Origin of the sequence: Mesorhizobium sp. M0145 (genome assembly GCF_040322355.1) — a bacterium.
Lineage (GTDB): Bacteria > Pseudomonadota > Alphaproteobacteria > Rhizobiales > Rhizobiaceae > Mesorhizobium.
The window spans coordinates 45,736-64,477 of record NZ_JAMYTK010000005.1 but is presented as its reverse complement, the minus strand read 5'-3'; the positions used below and the strand labels follow the sequence as shown (position 1 = coordinate 64,477).

Annotated in this window: 20 protein-coding genes, 1 tRNA gene and 1 pseudogene; 9 read left to right on the top strand and 13 right to left on the bottom strand. The window is 60.0% G+C overall.

Annotated features, from left to right (window positions below; translation table 11 throughout):
- Nucleotides 1–158 precede the first annotated feature (158 nt).
- Both NKJ28_RS10950 and NKJ28_RS10945 read right to left on the bottom strand, forming a co-directional pair.
- Entirely contained in the window at nucleotides 159–299 is a 141-nt protein-coding gene (locus tag NKJ28_RS10950; protein WP_023678914.1) for a DUF1127 domain-containing protein, read from the bottom strand.
- A gap of 48 nt (nucleotides 300–347) precedes the next feature.
- Complete coding sequence (locus NKJ28_RS10945; RefSeq protein ID WP_023678913.1) at nucleotides 348–488, bottom strand: DUF1127 domain-containing protein; 141 nt, start codon at nucleotides 486–488, stop codon at nucleotides 348–350.
- 222 nt (nucleotides 489–710) lie between these two features.
- Here NKJ28_RS10945 and NKJ28_RS10940 point away from each other — a divergent pair, with 222 nt between their 5' ends.
- Together NKJ28_RS10940 and NKJ28_RS10935 are read left to right on the top strand one after the other, a co-directional pair.
- A complete protein-coding gene (locus tag NKJ28_RS10940) occupies nucleotides 711–1,829 on the top strand; it encodes a DUF2157 domain-containing protein (RefSeq protein ID WP_352568847.1) in 1,119 nt (372 codons plus the stop codon).
- Nucleotides 1,826–2,410 (top strand): GDYXXLXY domain-containing protein, encoded by a 585-nt coding sequence (locus tag NKJ28_RS10935; RefSeq protein WP_352635491.1) that lies wholly within the window; start codon nucleotides 1,826–1,828, stop codon nucleotides 2,408–2,410. The genes NKJ28_RS10940 and NKJ28_RS10935 overlap by 4 nt, the downstream gene beginning before the upstream one ends.
- 91 nt (nucleotides 2,411–2,501) lie before the next feature.
- Here the strand turns inward: NKJ28_RS10935 and NKJ28_RS10930 are convergent.
- Nucleotides 2,502–2,586, bottom strand: a tRNA-Leu gene (locus NKJ28_RS10930).
- A gap of 343 nt (nucleotides 2,587–2,929) precedes the next feature.
- Here NKJ28_RS10930 and tig point away from each other — a divergent pair.
- From tig to NKJ28_RS10905, 5 genes are all read left to right on the top strand, one after another.
- A complete protein-coding gene (gene tig, locus NKJ28_RS10925; protein ID WP_352635675.1) occupies nucleotides 2,930–4,405 on the top strand; it encodes a trigger factor in 1,476 nt (491 codons plus the stop codon).
- A gap of 160 nt (nucleotides 4,406–4,565) precedes the next feature.
- Nucleotides 4,566–5,087: a hypothetical protein gene (locus tag NKJ28_RS10920; RefSeq protein ID WP_352635489.1), complete on the top strand. Its 522-nt coding sequence runs from the start codon at nucleotides 4,566–4,568 to the stop codon at nucleotides 5,085–5,087.
- Nucleotides 5,088–5,299: 212 nt separating this feature from the next.
- Nucleotides 5,300–5,653, top strand: a complete 354-nt coding sequence (locus NKJ28_RS10915) for a c-type cytochrome (RefSeq protein WP_502894605.1) — start codon at nucleotides 5,300–5,302, stop codon at nucleotides 5,651–5,653.
- 147 nt (nucleotides 5,654–5,800) lie between these two features.
- Nucleotides 5,801–6,733, top strand: coding sequence for a heme o synthase (locus NKJ28_RS10910; RefSeq protein ID WP_023678907.1), 933 nt, complete (start codon nucleotides 5,801–5,803; stop codon nucleotides 6,731–6,733).
- A gap of 316 nt (nucleotides 6,734–7,049) precedes the next feature.
- Nucleotides 7,050–7,862, top strand: a complete 813-nt coding sequence (locus NKJ28_RS10905) for a DUF2189 domain-containing protein (RefSeq protein ID WP_352635486.1) — start codon at nucleotides 7,050–7,052, stop codon at nucleotides 7,860–7,862.
- Between the two features lie 65 nt (nucleotides 7,863–7,927).
- On the opposite strand, the gene NKJ28_RS10900 is transcribed toward NKJ28_RS10905, so the two are convergent.
- From NKJ28_RS10900 to NKJ28_RS10855, 10 genes and pseudogenes are all read right to left on the bottom strand, one after another.
- Entirely contained in the window at nucleotides 7,928–8,401 is a 474-nt protein-coding gene (locus NKJ28_RS10900) for an aminoacyl-tRNA deacylase (protein ID WP_352577606.1), read from the bottom strand.
- A 144-nt stretch (nucleotides 8,402–8,545) separates the two neighbouring features.
- Complete coding sequence (locus NKJ28_RS10895) at nucleotides 8,546–8,950, bottom strand: cytochrome C oxidase subunit IV family protein (protein ID WP_352635484.1); 405 nt, start codon at nucleotides 8,948–8,950, stop codon at nucleotides 8,546–8,548.
- A gap of 10 nt (nucleotides 8,951–8,960) precedes the next feature.
- Nucleotides 8,961–9,683 (bottom strand): heme-copper oxidase subunit III family protein, encoded by a 723-nt coding sequence (locus NKJ28_RS10890; RefSeq protein ID WP_352635482.1) that lies wholly within the window; start codon nucleotides 9,681–9,683, stop codon nucleotides 8,961–8,963.
- 13 nt (nucleotides 9,684–9,696) lie between these two features.
- The gene (locus NKJ28_RS10885; protein WP_352635480.1) at nucleotides 9,697–10,401 is read right to left on the bottom strand and encodes a cytochrome c oxidase subunit 3; all 705 of its coding nucleotides are present in this window, start codon (nucleotides 10,399–10,401) and stop codon (nucleotides 9,697–9,699) included.
- Nucleotides 10,398–12,167 carry a cytochrome c oxidase subunit I gene (gene ctaD, locus NKJ28_RS10880; protein WP_023678901.1) on the bottom strand — a complete coding sequence of 590 codons (1,770 nt, stop codon included), beginning with the start codon at nucleotides 12,165–12,167 and terminating at the stop codon, nucleotides 10,398–10,400. Before ctaD ends, NKJ28_RS10885 begins: the two co-directional genes overlap by 4 nt.
- A gap of 91 nt (nucleotides 12,168–12,258) precedes the next feature.
- Entirely contained in the window at nucleotides 12,259–13,074 is an 816-nt protein-coding gene (coxB, locus tag NKJ28_RS10875) for a cytochrome c oxidase subunit II (RefSeq protein ID WP_023678900.1), read from the bottom strand.
- Nucleotides 13,075–13,241: 167 nt separating this feature from the next.
- Nucleotides 13,242–13,434, bottom strand: a pseudogene (locus NKJ28_RS10870) (efflux RND transporter permease subunit); the annotation flags it as partial.
- Nucleotides 13,435–13,440: 6 nt separating this feature from the next.
- A complete protein-coding gene (locus NKJ28_RS10865; RefSeq protein WP_352635477.1) occupies nucleotides 13,441–14,787 on the bottom strand; it encodes a PQQ-dependent sugar dehydrogenase in 1,347 nt (448 codons plus the stop codon).
- A complete protein-coding gene (locus tag NKJ28_RS10860; protein ID WP_352620501.1) occupies nucleotides 14,787–15,236 on the bottom strand; it encodes a DUF2231 domain-containing protein in 450 nt (149 codons plus the stop codon). The genes NKJ28_RS10865 and NKJ28_RS10860 overlap by 1 nt, the downstream gene beginning before the upstream one ends.
- Before the next feature lie 131 nt (nucleotides 15,237–15,367).
- On the bottom strand, nucleotides 15,368–15,724 hold the full coding sequence (locus tag NKJ28_RS10855) for an SPW repeat protein (protein WP_023678896.1): 357 nt from the start codon (nucleotides 15,722–15,724) through the stop codon (nucleotides 15,368–15,370).
- 494 nt (nucleotides 15,725–16,218) lie between these two features.
- On the opposite strand from NKJ28_RS10855, the gene NKJ28_RS10850 reads away from it, so the two are divergent.
- Nucleotides 16,219–17,313: a glycosyltransferase family 4 protein gene (locus tag NKJ28_RS10850; protein ID WP_352451365.1), complete on the top strand. Its 1,095-nt coding sequence runs from the start codon at nucleotides 16,219–16,221 to the stop codon at nucleotides 17,311–17,313.
- Nucleotides 17,314–17,550: 237 nt separating this feature from the next.
- Nucleotides 17,551–18,417: a class I SAM-dependent methyltransferase gene (locus NKJ28_RS10845; protein WP_023678894.1), complete on the top strand. Its 867-nt coding sequence runs from the start codon at nucleotides 17,551–17,553 to the stop codon at nucleotides 18,415–18,417.
- Nucleotides 18,418–18,742 lie beyond the last annotated feature (325 nt).

The following is an 18,742-nucleotide window of genomic DNA, read 5'->3' as shown; positions in this document are numbered from 1 at the left end:
AGGGCGCGAAACCCTTTTAGAAACAACCTGGAAACAGCGCCCGCCGGGGGAGGAGGTCCGGCGGGCGCCGTTTTTGTGGTCAACCCTCGGGAGGAGGTGAAGGCTGACCGTATCCGTCAGGGTCGGGGAGGAGGTCGACCCTGGCGAAATTCTTGTTGTTAGATCGCCCTGCGAGCGACCATCTTGATCTCGTCGCGGACGATGCCGAGATCGTTGAGCTGGCGATTCGACAGGCGACCCAGCTCGGTAACCGTCTCGCGGTAGACGCGCCAGTTACGATAGTTGCGGATCAGGTTCATTGTCGTTCTCTTTTCAAAACTGGTTCGGACCATTTGCGGCCCGAAGGATTAGACCGCCTTGCGGGCGACGTAGTGAATGTCGCTGCGGCTGATGCCGAGGTCGGTCAGTTCACGGGTGCTCAGGCGGTTCAGCTCGGACACGGTGTCCCTATAGCGGCGCCAGTTGCGATAGTTGCGGATCAGGTTCATGGTAGTCTCGTTTCGTCTTTCTTTCGGATCATTCCGTCTTTGTGTGCACCGTGAAAATAGGTGAGGTTATATCGATTTAAAAGCGCTATTGGTGCATGGCAGCAATGCAAATTGTGCAATGCAGCATTAACGCGCGTCCGGTTTTCCGCCCAGATCGGAAAATGCCGTTAGGTCAAACGCTTGGCCGGACGAGCTAAAAGGACCAAGCAAAGGGGGAGGGGCATGGCGAGCTATTCGTCACGGGTCAGGTCGGATATCGCGCGATGGCAGCAGGCTGGCCTGATCGACGCGCCGACAGCCGATGCGCTGACGCGCGACGTCGAGGCAAACGAACGCAAATCGCTGAGTTTCGGCTCGATCCTGGCGATGATGGCGGCGCTGCTGTTCGGCGCGGCTATCCTGATCTTTATCGCCGCCAACTGGGAAGTCATCCCGCGGCTGGTGCGGGTCGCGGCACTTTTTGCCGTTATCCTTGCCGGCTATGTCGGCGGCGCGGTGCTGAAGATGCGCGACCATGCGGCGATCGGCGAAGCACTGTGGATCGTCGCGGCGGCGGCATTCGGCGGTTCGATCGCGCTGATCGGCCAGATGTATCATTTGTCGGGCGACGAGGCCTCGGCCTTGATCACCTGGGGCGCCGGCACGGCGCTGGCGGCGGTGGCGCTGCGCTCAAACCCGCTGACCGTCGCTGCCGTCGGCATCGCCGATGCCTGGCTGTTCCTGAGAGGGTTCGACTACTTCCGGCGCACGGAATTTCCGCATCTCTTCGTGGTCATGGCGCTAATTCTGTTCGCCGTTTCGTTCTGGACGCGCAGCCAGGCGGCGCGCCACCTGATCATCCTGTCGGTCCTTTTCTACCTCGTGCTGTTGGCCATGGAATACGACACGCTGCAAGTCGCCATCCCGCTCGTTGCCGCATCGGTGCTGCTTTTTACCGCTGCGATCTTTGCTGCCGGGCCGGTCGAGAGGGTTTTGCAACTCGGCGGCAGGTTGCCCTTGCACGCGCTGATCGGCTTTCTCACCGGCCTGGCGATGATCCAATTCGAACTGGCGGATGAAAGCAGCTACAATAGCGGCTTCGCCATTGCCTCGGCTGTTGCGCTGGCCGGCATCGTCGCGGCGATCGTGCTGGGTGGCCGCGAGAGCCGGGGACTGCGCTGGGTTGCCTATGCGGGCTTCGCCTTCGAACTCGCCATCATCTATGTGGTGATGCTGCAATCAATGCTCGACACGGCAGGCTTCTTCCTTGCGGCGGCGGTGCTTCTCGCCGTTCTTGCTTTCATTATCATCCGCATAGAAAAGCGCATGAACGCCTCGAACATGACAGGAGCGGCGGCATGATGACCGGCAAAAGACTGATCATCTCGGCGCTGGTCCTGGCGCTCGTCCAGATCGGCTTTCTGAGCTGGATCATCGCCGGACGCGCGGCGATCCTGCGCGATGGCAAGCAGGTCCTGCTCAGGGTCGAGCCGATCGATCCGCGCGATCTCTTGCGCGGTGACTACATTCTGCTCGGCTACGATATTTCGCGCATACCGGTGAAGCTGATCGGCAACATTCCGGCCGGCAAGCTTTCCAGCGAGGAAACGTCGATCGTGGTCAGGCTGAAGCAGGGCGCCGACGGCTATTGGGGGCCGACCGCGGCTTGGTTCGGGCAAGCGCCGGCGCCGGCAGCATCCGATGAAGCCGATATCGTCGGACACGTCTCCGAGGGCTGGAATATCAGCCAGGGAGCAACGACGATCGCGCCGGAGTACGGCATCGAGCGCTTCTATCTACCGGAAGGCGAGGGGATAGCGATCCAGAACGACATGCGGGTGCGGCCGTTCGGCATCCGGGTGGCGATCGCGGCCAACGGCACGGCGCAGATCAAGGCGCTGGTGGACGGCGACAAGACACTGTTCGAGGAGCCGCTTTATTAGATCGCGCTACGGCCTTGGCAATGATCCTCCTTCGCCAAGGCTTCGGAGGAGCTTCGAGTGGCCTGCCACCCGAAGCTCGAAGAGCGAAGGGTGGTGCGGATGAAGGGACTCGAACCCCCACGCCTTTCGGCACTGGAACCTAAATCCAGGGCGTCTACCAATTCCGCCACATCCGCATTGCCCGGCCAATCCCATGTAGCCATCATTCTGTCAATGTCAGGGCCGATATCGGCATCATTGGCCGGAATGCAAAGACGGTTGAAAATCGGCCGCGCCTGTGACAAAAGGCGTGTCGAATGTGACGGGACGCGACGATCCGCTTCTGCAGAATGTGATAAGAAGTAGGAAAAACAAAGACTTATTCACATTTTGGAGCGTATTTCTGGAGGATTTGTGCCGCGTTGAGCGGACAGATCGCCAAGTCCCGCACCAAAAGCCATTCCCGGCAAGATCATACCGGCAGGCTGTAAACGGCAGGGGCCGTTTGACGGCCTCATTGGTGGAAACAAAGGTTTTATGATGCAGGTCACCGAAACGCTCAACTCCGGTCTCAAGCGCGAGATCAAGATCACCGTGCCGGCCGGTGACATGGAAGCCAAGCTGATGGCGCGGCTCTCCGATGCTAGGAACAAGGTCCGCATCAACGGCTTCCGCCCCGGTAAGGTGCCGGTTCAGCATCTGCGCAAGGTCTACGGCAAATCATTCATGGCCGAAGTGGTCAACGAGATTCTCAATGATTCGACCCGTTCGATCATCACCGGGCGCGGCGAAAAGGCCGCCATGCAGCCTGAAGTGATCATGACCGAGGACGAGAAGGAAGCCGAGAAGATCCTGGCAGGCGCTGCCGATTTCGAGTTCCGCCTGAACTATGAGGTCATTCCGCCGATCGAGATCAAGGATTTCTCCGACATCAAGGTGACGCGCCAGGTGTTCGACGTGCCGGATGAAGAGATCGACGAGCAGGTCAAGCGTGTCGCTGAATCCGCCCGCACTTACGAGCCGAAGACCGGCAAGGCCGCCGAGGGCGACCGTGTGACCATCGATTATGTCGGCAAGATCGACGGCGAAGCCTTCGGCGGCGGCGCCGGCACCGATCAGCCGCTGGTGCTCGGCTCGAAGGAATTCATCCCCGGCTTCGAGGACCAGCTGGTCGGCAGCAAGGCCGGCGACGAGAAGCAGGTCACGGTTACCTTCCCGGAAAACTACCAGGCGGCGCATCTGGCCGGCAAGGAAGCCACTTTTGACGTGACGATCAAGGAAGTGTCGAAGCCCGGTGCGCTTGAGATCAACGACGAGATGGCCAAAAATCTCGGCCTTGAATCGCTGGAGCGCCTGCGCGAGGTGGTGCGCGGTCAGATCGAGAACCAGTTCGGCTCGATAACGCGCCAGAAAGTCAAGCGGCAGTTGCTCGACCAGCTCGACGCTGCTTACTCGTTCGAGGCGCCGTCCAAGCTCGTCGAGGCCGAGTTCAACAACATCTGGAACCAGGTCAACCGCGACCTCGAAGCTGCTGGGCGCACCTTTGCCGACGAAGAGACGACGGAAGAAGAAGCGCGTGCCGAATACATGCGGCTTGCCGAGCGCCGCGTGCGTCTCGGCCTGGTTCTCGCCGAAATCGGCGAGAAGGCCGGCGTCACCGTGACGGACGAGGAATTGCAGCGCGGCCTGTTCGAGCAGGTGCGTCGCTATCCGGCCAACCAGCAGCAGGAAGCCTTCGAATTCTATCGCAATAATCCCGAAGCGCTGAACACGTTGCGCGCGCCGATGTTCGAAGAGAAGGTGGTTGACCATCTGCTCGGCCAGATTTCGGTCACCGATGTCAAGGTCAGCAAGGAAGAGCTGCTGGCCGACGACGAGGATACGGAGACAACCAAGGCCAAGCCGGCGAAGAAGGCGGCTGCGAAAAAAGCGGACACCAAGAAGGCCGACGACGACGCTGAAGAGCCGAAGAAAAAGGCCGCGCCGAAGAAGAAGGCCGCCAAGGACGCTGAATAACGTCCCTGCTGAATTCCGAAAGGCCGCCTTCTCGAGGCGGCCTTTTTCGTTGTGGCGCAGACGCAACGGATTTCACGCATCTGGCGGTCGAGGTAGCGATATGAAGCTTTGATGATTATCTGCGCTGGGTTGCTGACCGCAGCGGTTGTTGGAGGCATCGTTGAGACAGTTCTTCGGTATCGGAAGCGTGGCGGCGGCGTTCCTGCTTGCGTCGGTCTGCGGCATTGCCCAGGCTGATACGGTTCTCGACAACTGGCGGTTCGACAAGAGCAGCGATGGCCTTGTCACCGCCTCGCTTTACGCGACCAACAAGCTCATCACCGGTGGCGGCGCATTGAGCTACAGCCCGGTTTTGACGATCGCCTGCCGGACAGCCGGCGAACCGCGTTGGAGCGAATGGCTGCAACTGAGCGACACCGTTTCCGCCAGCCGAACCATCGCCATGTCGGTGACTGTCGGCCAATCCGGCAAGCTCAACGAAAGCTGGTCGGTCGGCCCGCGCAGCAGAATGCTGGTCCGCGACGGTGCCGACGGCATCAGGCGACTGATTTCCGCGGACCGGCTGCTGCTGTCCTGGCGGTTCGGGCTGCTGTCGGGGCGCGGCAAAGCCGAGTTTGACCTCACCGGAGTTGAAGGGGCGATCGGCCGGATCGCCGCCAGCTGCAACACCAAATTGCCTTGAGCAGATTGTCCGCATTAAACCTTTGCATGGCCGAACTCTACCTGCCGGCCGGGTTCTGTGGTATGTAGGTGCCGCAACCCCAGGCATTGGATATCCGTTCTGCCATTCAAGAGCGCATGCCAGCGGACTAAATGTCGGCCTGTGCAGGTCAGCCAGGGCAAATTGGCGATCAGGGAGGAAATGCCATGCGTGCCATTGTGTTTTTTATCATCATGTCCGTCGCCACCGTCATTGCCGGCCCCTCGCGGGCACAGGATGCCGCGGCGGGTGAGAAGGTCTTCGCCAAATGCAAGGTCTGCCATATCGCGGACAAGGATCAGAACAAGATCGGTCCGTCCTTGAACGGCGTCATCGGCCGAACGGCCGGCACGCATCCAGGGTTCAGCTATTCCAAGGCTATGACCGAGGCCGGAAAATCCGGCGTTAAATGGGACGAAGCCACGCTGACGACCTACCTTCGCGATCCCAAGGCGATGGTCAAAGGAACCAAGATGGCGTTTGTCGGCCTCAAGAAAGACGAGGACATCGCCAACGTCATTGCTTATCTGAAGCAATTCTCCAAATAGCCCGACTCTTCCGCCGGATCTTGGCATAGCAAACAGGTCGAGGCATAGCCTCGGCCGCAATCTGCCGGCAGTGTCGGTGGGGAGGGCGGCTCGTTGCAAAAAAGACATTGGCCGGCTAGGCTGCCATTCCCATCGGTGGTCGTCTGAATGTCGACTGAAGAAAGCCGTCTCAAGGATACCGGCATCCGCCTCTCGGAGGCGACGGCGGGTGATTTCTTTGCGCTTTTGAAGCCACGCGTCATGGCGCTTGCCGTGTTTACTGCCTTCGTCGGCCTGATGATGGCGCCCGGCGTGATGAATCCAGTTATCGCCGTAATTGCCATCGGCGCAATCGCGGTTGGAGCGGGAGCCGCCGGCGCGCTCAATATGTGGTACGACGCAGACATAGACGCCTTGATGTCTCGCACGTCCAAGCGACCAATTCCGTCCGGTCGCGTCACGCCTGGCGAAGCTCTCAGCTTCGGTCTGGTGCTTTCCGCACTGTCGGTCATGACGCTCGGCGTGCTGGTGGGGTGGCTCGCCGCATCGTTGTTGGCGTTCACCATCTTTTTCTATGTTGTTATCTACACGATGTGGCTGAAGCGCTCGACGCCACAGAATATCGTCATAGGCGGCGCGGCAGGCGCCCTTCCTCCGGTAATCGGGTGGGCTGCTGCAACCGGCGCAATCGGCATTGAAAGTCTCATCCTGTTTCTGATCATTTTCCTCTGGACGCCGCCTCATTTCTGGGCGCTGGCCCTTTTCAAGGTCGGTGACTATGCCGCGGCGGGGGTCCCGATGATGCCGAATGTGGCCGGCCAGCACTCGACCAGAAAACAAATCTTCGCCTATTCGCTGCTCTTGGCGCCAATCGGCGTGCTTCCTTGGGGCTTCGGCTTCGCGAGCGGATATTACGGCACTGTTTCAGCCGCGTTGGGTGCAGGTTTCATTTGGCAGGCCTGGAAGGTTCTCGTCGCCGACAAGGAGATGAAGCCGGCAAAGGCACTGTTTGCGTATTCGATTGTCTATCTTTTCGCAATATTTGCGGCGTTGCTTGCCGACACCATTGTAATGCGAGTGATCGCTTCAGCCGACTATTGACCCCGGCTCAAAACATCACGTTGGCAGAGCACAAAATCCCAGCAACAGCAGAATAATGACGCCAAGGCCGAGTATGAGAACTGTCCTTCCGTCCATGACCTTCACCTTCGACTAGAAGAGCATATCGAAGAACGGCGTCCGTAGCTAGTCAGGCTACCCGGGACCTCCTACTCCCGGGCCTTCCTACAAAGCGCGACAAGTCCCCCGCATGAGAGTATATTGATCATGGTGCAGGTCGCGGTTTGCGTGGGCCAATCATGCGGAACGGCAGCACCGTAAAACGCGACCTTACCGGACCTGGTCTGGAGGAATGGTCATGGCAAGCTTTCACGTAATAGCAGGCGCCAGCGAGGCGCTGGAACACACCAGAATTCGAAAAATCGGTGTCTCCGATCTTTTTGATGCGCTCAGGCGTGGCGTCGATGATTTCATGGTCAAGCCGTCGCACATCGTTTTTCTCTGCCTGATCTATCCGATTGCGGGAGTCGTGCTTGCTGTCTGGACATCAGGTAACAACACGCTGCCATTGCTGTTTCCGCTTGTATCCGGCTTTGCACTGATTGGTCCGTTCGCGGCGATCGGCCTCTATGAGATCAGCCGGCGACGGGAAGCCGGGCTCGACGCCTCGTGGAGGCACGCCTTTGAGGTCAGGAGTTCTCCAGCACTGCCGGCTATTGCAGCGGTCGGCGTCATGCTGCTTGCGATCTTCATCGCCTGGCTTTTGACGGCCCAGATATTCTACCAGACCCTGTTCGGCCCGGCGCCGCCGCAATCGCTGTCCAGCTTCATCAGTGAAATATTCGCCACGGGACGCGGCTGGACGCTCATCATCCTGGGTCACGCCATCGGCTTCGTGTTCGCCGCGGTTGTGTTGTGCACCACGGTCGTCGCATTCCCGTTGTTGCTCGACCGCGATGTCGGCGCCTACGAAGCCATCCACACCTCGGTGCGCGTTGTCCTGGCCAACCCGATCGTGATGGCCGTGTGGGGCCTTATCGTCGCCGTCGCCCTGATCGTCGGCTCGCTGCCAGTGTTCGCCGGGTTGGCAGTCGTGCTGCCGATCCTTGGTCATGCGACCTGGCATGTCTATCGGAAAGTTGTGGAATCGCCGCCGGCCACCAGACCGTGAGCTGAAAAAACCTGCCCTGCGCGCACCGGTGAAAGTGCCGGTGCGGGCAGGGTGGGGCAGAGCTTTCAATAGGCCGGGTGGCTGAAACGGGCCTGGCGCGCGTCCTTTGTCAGGTCGCGGAAATCCTTGCCGCTCACATGCACCAGCGTCCTATGGTCACCGCCCTCGAAATAGATTTCGGGAGCGTCGCCGAGGCTTTCATCGAGGACCACTGGCACATCATAGGCAGCGCCGATCGGCGGCACAGCGCCGACGTCGCAATCGCCGAACAACGAGACCACCTCGTCTTCGGAGGCAAGTCCAAGAGGCTTCTCCATGACATCCTGCAATGTCGCGAGTTCTATCCTGTGCGTACTTGGAACCACGGCGAGCGCGTAGCCACGGTCGTGGTGAACGACCACCGATTTGGCCATTATGCTGCCAGGCACATGTGCCGCAATGGCGGATTGTCTGCTTGTCGCCGTGCGGTGGTGCTCGACGGTGTCGTAGGAAATTCCTTTCCTATCGATGAAGTCCTTCAGTCTGTTTGCGATGGTCATCTTGGGCGCCCCTTGCTGGTGTTCGCGACGCATGTGGAAACGCCGGCATCGCCTGTCGTTTCCGATACCAACAGAAATGGACCAGCCGTGGATTGTTTCAAGGCGAAGGCTCCAGGACCGGACGGCCTGGATCCGGATTGCATGTCAGGGCCCGGCCCCGAAAAACGCCATTCGGGTGAGAAGCGTGTAGTCCGCTTCGAAGACCATCATCGTCACGAACACCAGAACCAGCACCGGCGGCAGGATAATTGCATATGCCAGTGCCAGCCGTTCCCAGGCCATGTGCATGAAGATGGCGACGATCAGTCCTGCCTTGAGGATCATGAAGATCAGGATCAGCGACCATCTGAGATAGCCGTGGAGACCGAAATAGTCGACCAGATAGGAGCAGGTGCTGAGGATGAACAACCACGCCCAGACCACCAGATAGAGCTTGATCGGGTGCTCTTGATGAACCTCCGCCGGGGTAAACCCGGTCGTCGTCGCATCATGGGTACGGGCGCTGTCCAGCGCATGCTGTCCCAGGCCGTTTGCGGTTGCTTCAGCCATGTCCTGCCTCTCACCAAAGATAGAAAAATGCGAAAATGAACACCCAGACCAGGTCGACGAAATGCCAGTAAAGCCCCATGATTTCGACGTTCTCGTAGCGGCCCCTTCGGCTGGTGAAGAAACCGGGCCGTCCGACGTCGTAGTCTCCGCGCCAGACCTTTCGCGCCACGATGATCAGAAAGATCACCCCGATCGTCACGTGCGTGCCGTGAAAGCCGGTAATCATGAAAAAGGATGCGCCGAACTGGGCAGCGCCCCAGGGATTGCCCCAAGGCCGCACGCCCTCGGTGATCAGCTTGGTCCATTCGAAGGCCTGCATGCCGACGAAGGTCGCGCCGAGTGCTGCGGTCAAGAGCATCAGCACTGCCGTCTTGCGGCGGTCGCGGCGGTAGCCGAAATTGACCGCCATGGCCATCGTTCCGCTGCTCGAGATCAGCACGAAGGTCATGATGGCGATAAGGATCAGTGGAATGTCGGAGCCGCCGATGCGCAGGGCGAAGACCTCGCTCGGATTGGGCCACGGCACGCGTGTTGAGATACGCGCGGTCATGTAGGAGAGCAGGAAGCAGCCGAAGATGAACGTGTCGCTGAGCAGGAAGATCCACATCATGGCCTTGCCCCAGGACACGTTTTTGAACGCCCGCTGATCCGAGGACCAGTCGGCGGCGATGCCTTGCCAGCCTGCGGGCCGCGGCTCTGTTCGGCCGATGTGGACCAGTGTCGTCTCTGCCATCCGCCCGTTCCTCCTAGGTCAGCAACCCTCGGCAAATGTCGATTAAAGTCGAAGCCCACCCGGCCAGAAGCGCAAAGATGGCGAGCCAGACGAAAAGCAGGAAATGCCAGTACATGGCGCACAGCTCGACACTGAGGCGAAGCCGCTGCGGCTGCGCTCCGTTCCAGGCGCCGACGCTCGTTCTGCCCAGCCCGACCAGTCCTCCCAGTATATGCAGGCCATGCATTCCCGTTAGCAGGTAGAAGAAGCTGTTGGCCGGATTGGATGCCAGAAAATAGCCGTCCGCACTCAGTTCCCGCCATGCCACAAGCTGTCCAATCAGGAAGACGAGCGCCGTGAGTCCAGCGGTGGCGAGGCCAAGCCTGACCATGTCCACTTGACCCTTGCGCGCCGCGAGCGAAGCGCACTGTATCGCAATGCTGCTCAAGACCAGTACGCCGGTGTTAAGCCAGAGCAGGGGCGGGATGGGCAGCGGCCGCCAATCCGACAGCGCCATGCGCATGAAGTAAGCACTGGTGAACAGCGCGAACAGGCAGCCGACGACGGCAAGGAAGACGCCGAGACCGATCTTTGCGGTCGGCAGCGCCGATCGGTCCAGAGCGACAAAATCCCCGATCATACCTGGCTCGAGCCACGGCTTCGTCATTAGCCGCTGATGGGAAAGCCACCACCCGGCAATACCGGCGATCACGAGCAGGAAGACCAGGATTACGCTCATGCCGGCTCCCTGGAGGGCGCGAAGGAGCCCGGAACGTTTTGCGGTATGAAGTCCTCCTTGGCTCCCGGTACGCTGTAGTCATAGGCCCAGCGATAGACGATCGGCAGATCCTTGCCGAAATTGCCGTGGGCGGGCGGTGTTTCGGGCGTCTGCCACTCGAGCGTCGTTGCCCGCCACGGATTGCCGCCAGCCTCACGGCCATGGCGGATGCTCCAGATGAGATTGAACAGAAACACAATCTGAGCAAAACCGACTATAAAAGCCATGATGCTGATAAACGAGTTCAGGTGGTGGGCCGATTCCGTCATGATCGTCATGTCGGTCAATTCGTTGTACCGCCGCGGCACGCCCATCAAGCCGAGATAGTGCATGGGAAAGAAGATCAGATAGGCGCCGAGGAAGGTGACCCAGAAATGGAACCGGCCCAGTGTCTCGTTCAGCATCCGGCCGGTGACCTTCGGATACCAGTGATAGATCGCGCCGAAGATTACGATGATCGGGGCAACCCCCATGACCATATGGAAATGGGCGACGACGAACATCGTGTCCGACAGCGGAACGTCGACGACGACATTGCCGAGGAACAAGCCGGTCAACCCGCCATTGACGAAGGTGACGATGAAGGCCAGGGCAAAAAGCATCGGAATCGTGAGGTGGATGTCGCCGCGCCACAGCGTCAGCACCCAATTATAGACCTTGATGGCTGTTGGGACGGCGATGATCAATGTCGTTGTGGCGAAGAAAAAGCCGAAATAGGGATGCATGCCACTGACATACATGTGGTGCGCCCAGACCACGAAGCTCAGCGCGCCGATGCCGACGATGGCCCAGACCATCATGCGGTAGCCGAAGATGTTCTTGCGCGCATGGGTGCTGATCAGGTCGGATACGATGCCGAAGGCCGGAAGCGCCACGATGTAGACCTCCGGATGGCCGAAGAACCAGAACAGATGCTGGAACAGGATCGGGCTGCCGCCGCCGTGCTGCAACTGTTCGCCCATCTCGACGATCGCCGGCATGAAGAAGCTGGTGCCGAGCGCCCTGTCGAGCAGCATCATCACGCAGGCGACGAACAGCGCCGGGAAGGCGAGCAGCGCCATGATGGTGGCGGTGAAAATACCCCAGACAGTAAGCGGAAGGCGCATCAGCGTCATGCCGCGCGTGCGCCCCTGCAGCACCGTCACGACATAGTTCAAGCCGCCCATGGTAAAGCCGACGATGAACAGGATCAGCGAGACAAGCATCAGGATGATGCCCCAGTCCTGGCCGCCTGGCGTACCGGTCATGATTGCCTGCGGCGGATAGAGCGTCCAGCCGGCACCCGTCGGTCCGCCGGGCGCAAAGAAGCTCGACACCAGGACCAGCACGGCGAGCAGATAGATCCAGTAGCTCAGCATGTTGACATAGGGAAAGACCATGTCGCGAGCACCAACCATCAACGGGATCAGATAGTTGCCGAAGCCGCCCAGGAAGAGTGCCGTGAGCAGGTAGATCACCATGATCATGCCGTGCATGGTGATGAACTGGTAGTAGGCTTCCGGGGTGATGAAGTCGAATGTGCCGGGGAAGCCGAGTTGCAGCCGCATCAGCCAGGATAGCACCAGCGCGACCATGCCGATCGCTGTCGCCGTCGCCGAATACTGGATGGCGATGACCTTGGCGTCCTGCGAGAAAACGTATTTCGTCCACCAGCTGTGCGGATGGTAGAGTTCCATTTCCGCGACTTCGGCCGGCGGTACCGCATCTGCAGGTGTGATATCGACCATAGGAACACCTCCGTGCCCTTTTCGGCCAGCCCGACAGTTCGGGCTTGCCACACTAATTTCAATCCCGACGGCGCGCCGTCGTTCCGGTTTCCTACTCTGCCGAGCCCATCTGCTGGGGGGCGGACAGCTGCGCAAAAGTCTGCTGCTGGCCAAGCCACGCCAGATAGTCTTCCTGAGTATCGACCATGACCACGCCATGCATCATCGGATGTCCCTGGCCGCAGAGTTCGGCACACAGGACCTGGAAGGTTCCGGTCTTGGTCGGAGTGAACCAGAAATAGGTGACCGAGCCCGGGATCATGTCCATCTTGGCGCGGAATTCCGGCACGTAGAAATCGTGCAGCACATCGACCGAGCGGAGCAGCATCTTGACCGGTTTGCCTACCGGGAGGTGCAGGTCGGCCGCTTCCACTACGACATCGTCCTGGCCGTTGGCATCGGTGGCGATGACGCCGAGTGGATTTTCAGCGTTGACGTCGCGAGTGTCGGATGTGCCGAGCTTGCCGTCCTTGCCGGGGAGGCGGAAACTCCATTGCCACTGCTGGCCGACGACTTCGACCTCGGTTGCGTCGCTTGGAACGTTAACGAACCGGCTCCAGACGAACAGGCCTGGAACGAGCAAAGCGGTGACGCCAACCGCGGTGACGACCGTCAGCCAGGATTCGAGCCGCCTGTTCTCAGGTTCATATGCCGCCTGATTGCCTTCCCGATGACGGAAGCGGAAGACGCAATAGGCCATGAAAAGAACCACGGCGGCGAAGACGACACCGGTGATCCAGAAAGTTATGATGATGGTGTTGTCGATATAGTCCCAGTTCGAGGCAATCGGCGTCCACCACCATGGGCTCAGGAAGTGGAACAACACCGAGCCCACGACTATCAGAACGAGTACAAGCGCAACGGCCATGTCCCGGTTCCTCCCGGTATTCCAAGCGGCGCAAGCCGTCCCGGGAAATACCAAGTGCATCATAACTTGATTTGCGATGAAAATTCTAGAGCCGGCTGTGGGAAGGGCAAAAATACCATTTCGGGGCTGGCGGTCCTTCGGTTCGGCGGTGATCAGCGGCAGCGCGTGGCAAACATCGTCAGCGTCGAGTAACCGGCAAGGGCGGGCACGCCGAATGTGCCCGGCAGAGTCACCGGAACGGCGATCGTCGGGGATCGTCGCGCGCAGGTTCTGCAGGAACAGCAGCATGACGAAGCACGTCAGCACGATTGCTTCGACCAGTGTCCGTTCACCTGCTCGACGCTCGACGAAGGGAGTGGAGCCACTTTATTGGCCGGCAGATGTCACCCGCCAAACTGTGTTGCCGACGTCGTCGGCGATGAGCAGGGCCCCGGTTTTGTCGACAGCCAGGCCGACAGGCCGGCCGCGCGCCTTGTTGTCCTTGTCCAGGAAGTCAGTCACCACGTCGGTAGCGACGCCGCTCGGACGGCCGCCGCTGAATGGTACGAACACTACCTTGTAGCCATTGAAGCGCGTGCGGTTCCAGCTGCCATGCTCGCCAACGAAGGCGCCGCCGCGATATGCCTCGGGAAGGCTGGTTGCCGTATAGAAGGCCAGTCCCAGAGGGGCGACGTGGGAACTCAGTGCATAATCCGGAACGATCGCTTTTGCGACCAGGTCCGGACGTTGGGGCATGACGCGGGGATCGAGATGCTGGCCGTAATAGCTGTATGGCCATCCGTAGAAGCCGCCATCCTTTACCGAGGTCAGATAATCCGGCACGAGATTGGGGCCGAGCTCGTCGCGCTCATTGATCACTGCCCAGAGCGCCCCGGTCTGCGGCTCCCAGCTCAGGCCGTTTGGATTGCGCAAACCGCTGGCGAAAATGCGCGACCGGCCGGTGGCCCTGTCTACCTGCCAGATGGCGGCGCGGTTCTTCTCTGCCTCGATGCCGTTTTCGGCGACGTTGCTGTTCGAGCCGATGCCGACATAGAGCAGCGAGCCGTCGGGGCTTGCCACCAGACTCTTCGTCCAATGGTGGTCGATCGGGCCGCCGGGCAGGGCGGTTAGCGGCGTTCCGGGCACGGTGATCTTTGTGTCACCGGTGTTGTAGGGATAGCGGACGATGGAGTCGGTATTGGCGACGTAGAGATCGCTTCCCACCAGCGCCACGCCAAAGGGGGAGCTCAGGTGGTCGAGGAATACGCTGGTCAGCTCCGGCTTGCCATCGCCATCGGTGTCGCGCAGCAGCGTAATGCGGTTGCTTGGGCCGCTGTCGCCGCCCGAGGTGACCCAGGATTCGATCCAGCCCATCACCAAATCCTTGGGCCGTTTGATCGGTTCGCCACCCGGCGCCTTGGACTCGACCACCAGGACGTCGCCATTGGGCAGCACGTAAAGCGACCGCGGATGCTGCAAGCCGTGGGCATAAGCCTGGATCTGCAGCCCCTGCGCGACGGTCGGCTTTTCGTCGTTCTTCCATCCGACCACGGAAGCGAGATGCATGGGCGGGAAGAAATATTGGATCGGCTCCGGCAGGTTTGGATTCGGCCCTATCTGACTGCTGGGATCCGGGTCGTTGCCGCTGCACGCTGCAAGAGTGATCGCCGCAGTGCAAATGAGGACGGACACCGCGATGCGCCTGGTCTGACCGATGGAGCTTGCTATGCGCATCAATCCGCCACTCCGACGTGATGCCGGTACACCATGGACCAGCCCAGCCAACCAGTGAAGATGAGGATGAGCACGACAACCGCCGAGAGGATCAAGCCGGTAGGAACGATGGAGGTCCATGCATCGCGGGTGTGCACGAGCATGTTGATAATGGATAACGCCAGCGCCAGAAGATTGCCGAGCACGTGTGGCCAGGCGGGGGGCTGTGCCCTTATCAGCGGATTGGCCAGGAAATCGATCAGCCCCGCGATCGCTGCTAGGCAGCCCATGATCACGCCGACGGTAACCAGCCAAGCGGAGAAGTCAGCCCACATCATCTCCGCTGTTCGCCAATAGGCTAGATCCGTCAGCAGGGTGCCGACGAAGCAGGCGATCGGAAATGGCACGAGCATCGGATGAATAGGATGTCCCGCAATCCTGGCCGTCGAACGCGGATTGTCACCGACCATAATGCGCCATCCTTCCTATTCTCGTCCAAACAAACGCCGCCTGCCCGGCCTCCGGCGGCTGTTGCCGAGAGACCGGCAGACGACCGATAGATCCGTCAGGCCCAAAAAAGGGCGCTGGCTGGCTGCGCCTGTTAGGCGGCGGACTGGGTCGGCGGGTTCTGATACATCATCCAGAGCTCGATCGCCGCCAGCACGGCGACCAGAATGCCGATCACGACATGCACGGTCATCGCCGTGGTCGCCTGGAATCCAAGCACCCAAGGCGATGCGAGAACCCACAGTCCGACGACCAGGTTCACCCACTCTTCCCACACGGCAAATGCTGCGAGGGCGGCAACCGAAAGCACGACGATCAAGATTCCGCTGCCGAGGGCGTTCTGCGTCTGCGGGCCTGCCGCAAATGCGAAGATCCAGGGAGAGAAGAACAGAATTGCCCCAAGGATCAGGTTGGCTACGTCACAGAGCCTGGCGTTTGTCCACTGGTTCATGGCATCCTCCATAAGGAGCGTTTATGGCTCCCGAGTTCGGCAAGGTGGTGCCTGAGTTCGGCGCGATACGCCCGAAGCCGCTCACTCCGTGTCACGGCAGTGCCCTTGCCCGGCCGGAGTTGCGCATGTGGCGAACTCCAGTCAAATCCAGCTATCTAACTGAATTCCGGGCTTTATGTTCCATTGGGCACCGGCACGCCTGGATCAATTGATGGTGATCGAACAAATCCAAACCTGCCTGTCAGGGGGCGGCGGGACGGCGGCGCGTAGCTCATTCTGTCTTTTTATCGAGCCGGTGAAACATTTCTCATGGATCGCAGTTCTTGGATCCAGAGGAGTTGAATAAGGGCAACCTGATTGCACGGGAGGAGCGCGGACGGCACAACTATAAATACGCTCTGCATAGAATACTTCGCAACTGGAAGCTCTCGCTTGTCTTGGTTGTCGCCGAAGCTTGTTTGAAAGACGGCGGTCGCCGCCGAAAAGATTTCTAAATGAAAATAGCCCAGATCGCACCGCTAACCGAATCCGTGCCGCCCCGAACCTACGGTGGAACGGAGCGAATTGTTTCGTATCTGACCGAAGAACTTGTCCGACAGGGCCACGAGGTGACGCTGTTCGCCAGCGCCGATTCTCGTACCTCAGCCGAGCTGGTGCGGTGTTGCGACGTCGCGCTGCGCCTGAACCCCAGGGTCCAGGACGGTGGTCCGCACCATGTTATGATGCTTGAACGGGTGCGCCGGCGAGCCGATGAATTCGACGTTTTACATTTCCACGTCGATGTCCTGCACTTCCCCATAATTCGGGATTTTGCCAGACGAACGGTTACCACGCTTCACGGCAGGCTCGACCTGCCCGATCTGGCGCAGCTTTATGCGATGTTCGACGACGTTCCCCTGGTCTCGATCTCCTTCGACCAGCGCCGGCCCATGCCGCCCGTCAATTGGGTTGGAACCGTGCATCACGGCCTGCCCCGCGATCTTCTGCCATTCCACCCGAACACCTCTGGCTATCTTGCGTTTCTCGGTCGCATCTCGCCGGAAAAGGGGCCGGAAGCGGCCATAGAAATAGCAGCGCGGGCCGGGTTTCCCCTGAAGATCGCCGCCAAGATCGACAAGGTGGACCAGTCGTTCTGGAAGGAAAGGGTCGAGCCGCAAGTGCTGCGGCATTCGAACGTGGAGTTCATTGGCGAGATCGATGAGCGGCAAAAGGCGGATTTTCTGGGCAATGCGATAGCGCTTTTGTTTCCGATCGACTGGCCGGAACCCTTCGGGCTCGTAACGATCGAAGCAATGGCCTGCGGTACGCCGGTGGTTGCGTTCCGGCGTGGCGCCGTCCCGGAGATCATCGATGACGGTGTGTCCGGATGGATCGTGGATACGGTGGAGGAAGCCGTGGGCGCGCTCCGGCGCATAGACAGCCTCGATCGCGCACGAGTGCGGCAGACGTTCGAGAAGCGGTTCACGGTCGAGCGCATGTGCAGCGATTATGTGGCACTCTACCGAGCACTCACGAGCGGCACGGCAGACGCAGTTGCCCCCACAAACGAGCTCTCCAGAAATATCGCGATGGTGGCTGTGCCGGGCTGAGGAACCGACTAATCCACATACAGACCACGACGGCGGAGTCCGGGAGCGCCTGCGGGGTCCTGTCGCCGGGCGCGGCGATCGCGCCAGAAGCCTTTGATCAGCAGCAAGCCTTCCCGGGGCTGATGCTTTCGCGAGCGGCGGCGCACTGCCGCCCGGTCCGGATTGACGCGCGCTACTTTCGCTGCAAAGGTGCTTTAACGACTTGTTTACCATGCGTCAGTCAGGGGTGGGGGGAATTTGGAACGCTTTCTGGGCGCGAACCGCCTTAATTGGGATGATCGGGCCGAACTGCACTCGACCGACACAACGGGCAGCTACCACATCGAGAATGTGCTGGCCGGCGGATCCAATCTCTATGAGCTGGAAACACGCGAGCTCGGCGATATCGCCGGCAAGGATATCGTCCACCTGCAGTGTCACATCGGTCTTGACACGATCAGCCTGAAGAATCTCGGCGCAGGCAGCGTGACCGGGCTCGACTTTTCACCGACGGCGATCGTGGCGGCGCGGGATTTTGCTGCGAAGGCAGGCACCGACGTGCGCTTCGTGGAAGCGCCACTGTTCGAGGCGGTGGAAGCGCTCGGCCGGACCTTTGACATCGCTTACGTTACTTGGGGCTCGGTAAACTGGCTGGACGACGTGTTCCGTTGGGCGCGGGTGGTTGCCGATCTTCTGCGACCCGGCGGCCGCCTCTACATGGCCGAGGGCCATCCATTGATGTTTCAGTGCGATCGAAAGGCCGCGGCCCTGGAATTGAAGCACGACTGGCGAACGCCGATAGCTCGGCCGCTCGCCTGGAACGAGGAACTGACCTACACCGGCGATGATCGCATCTTGAAGCATCCTCGCTATTATGAATGGATCCACCCGATCAGTGACGTGGTGAATGCGCTGATTTCAGCTGGTCTGACGCTCGATTTTCTCAATGAGCATGATACGGTTTCGTGGCAGCACTTTTCATTTGCCGTGCGCGCCGGCAAGGATATGTACGGCCTACCCGAGAACTCTCCCAAGATACCGATGGCCTATTCCATTGGCGCGACGAAGCGCAGCGTCGGCAAGATACCATACCTTGTGTCTCCCAAGGCGATTGAGGGGCACTAGTCCAAGGTCAACGCTCCAGAGTACTCGGGTCGGAGCGTCGAAATGTGCAATGGCGCTCGTGCGCCTCGATCTTCCGAGCAAGGCTGATCTAGCTGGCGTTTCATGTTGGTCCGCATCGTGCAGCCCGCCTTCAGCATCGCTGTCGGTATCGCAGCCGGCGTCAGCCGTCGGAAAATGAAATTTCTCAGGAGTATGAAGGTCAAATTAAACATTGAAAGCTAATGTTCCTCATCGGGTCGACCCCGAGAACCTGAAAATGGCACTTGAGGAATCGCCTATTGGCTTTTTTCCGCGCTAGGTTCAACGGCATCAAGGAGGCCGTCTT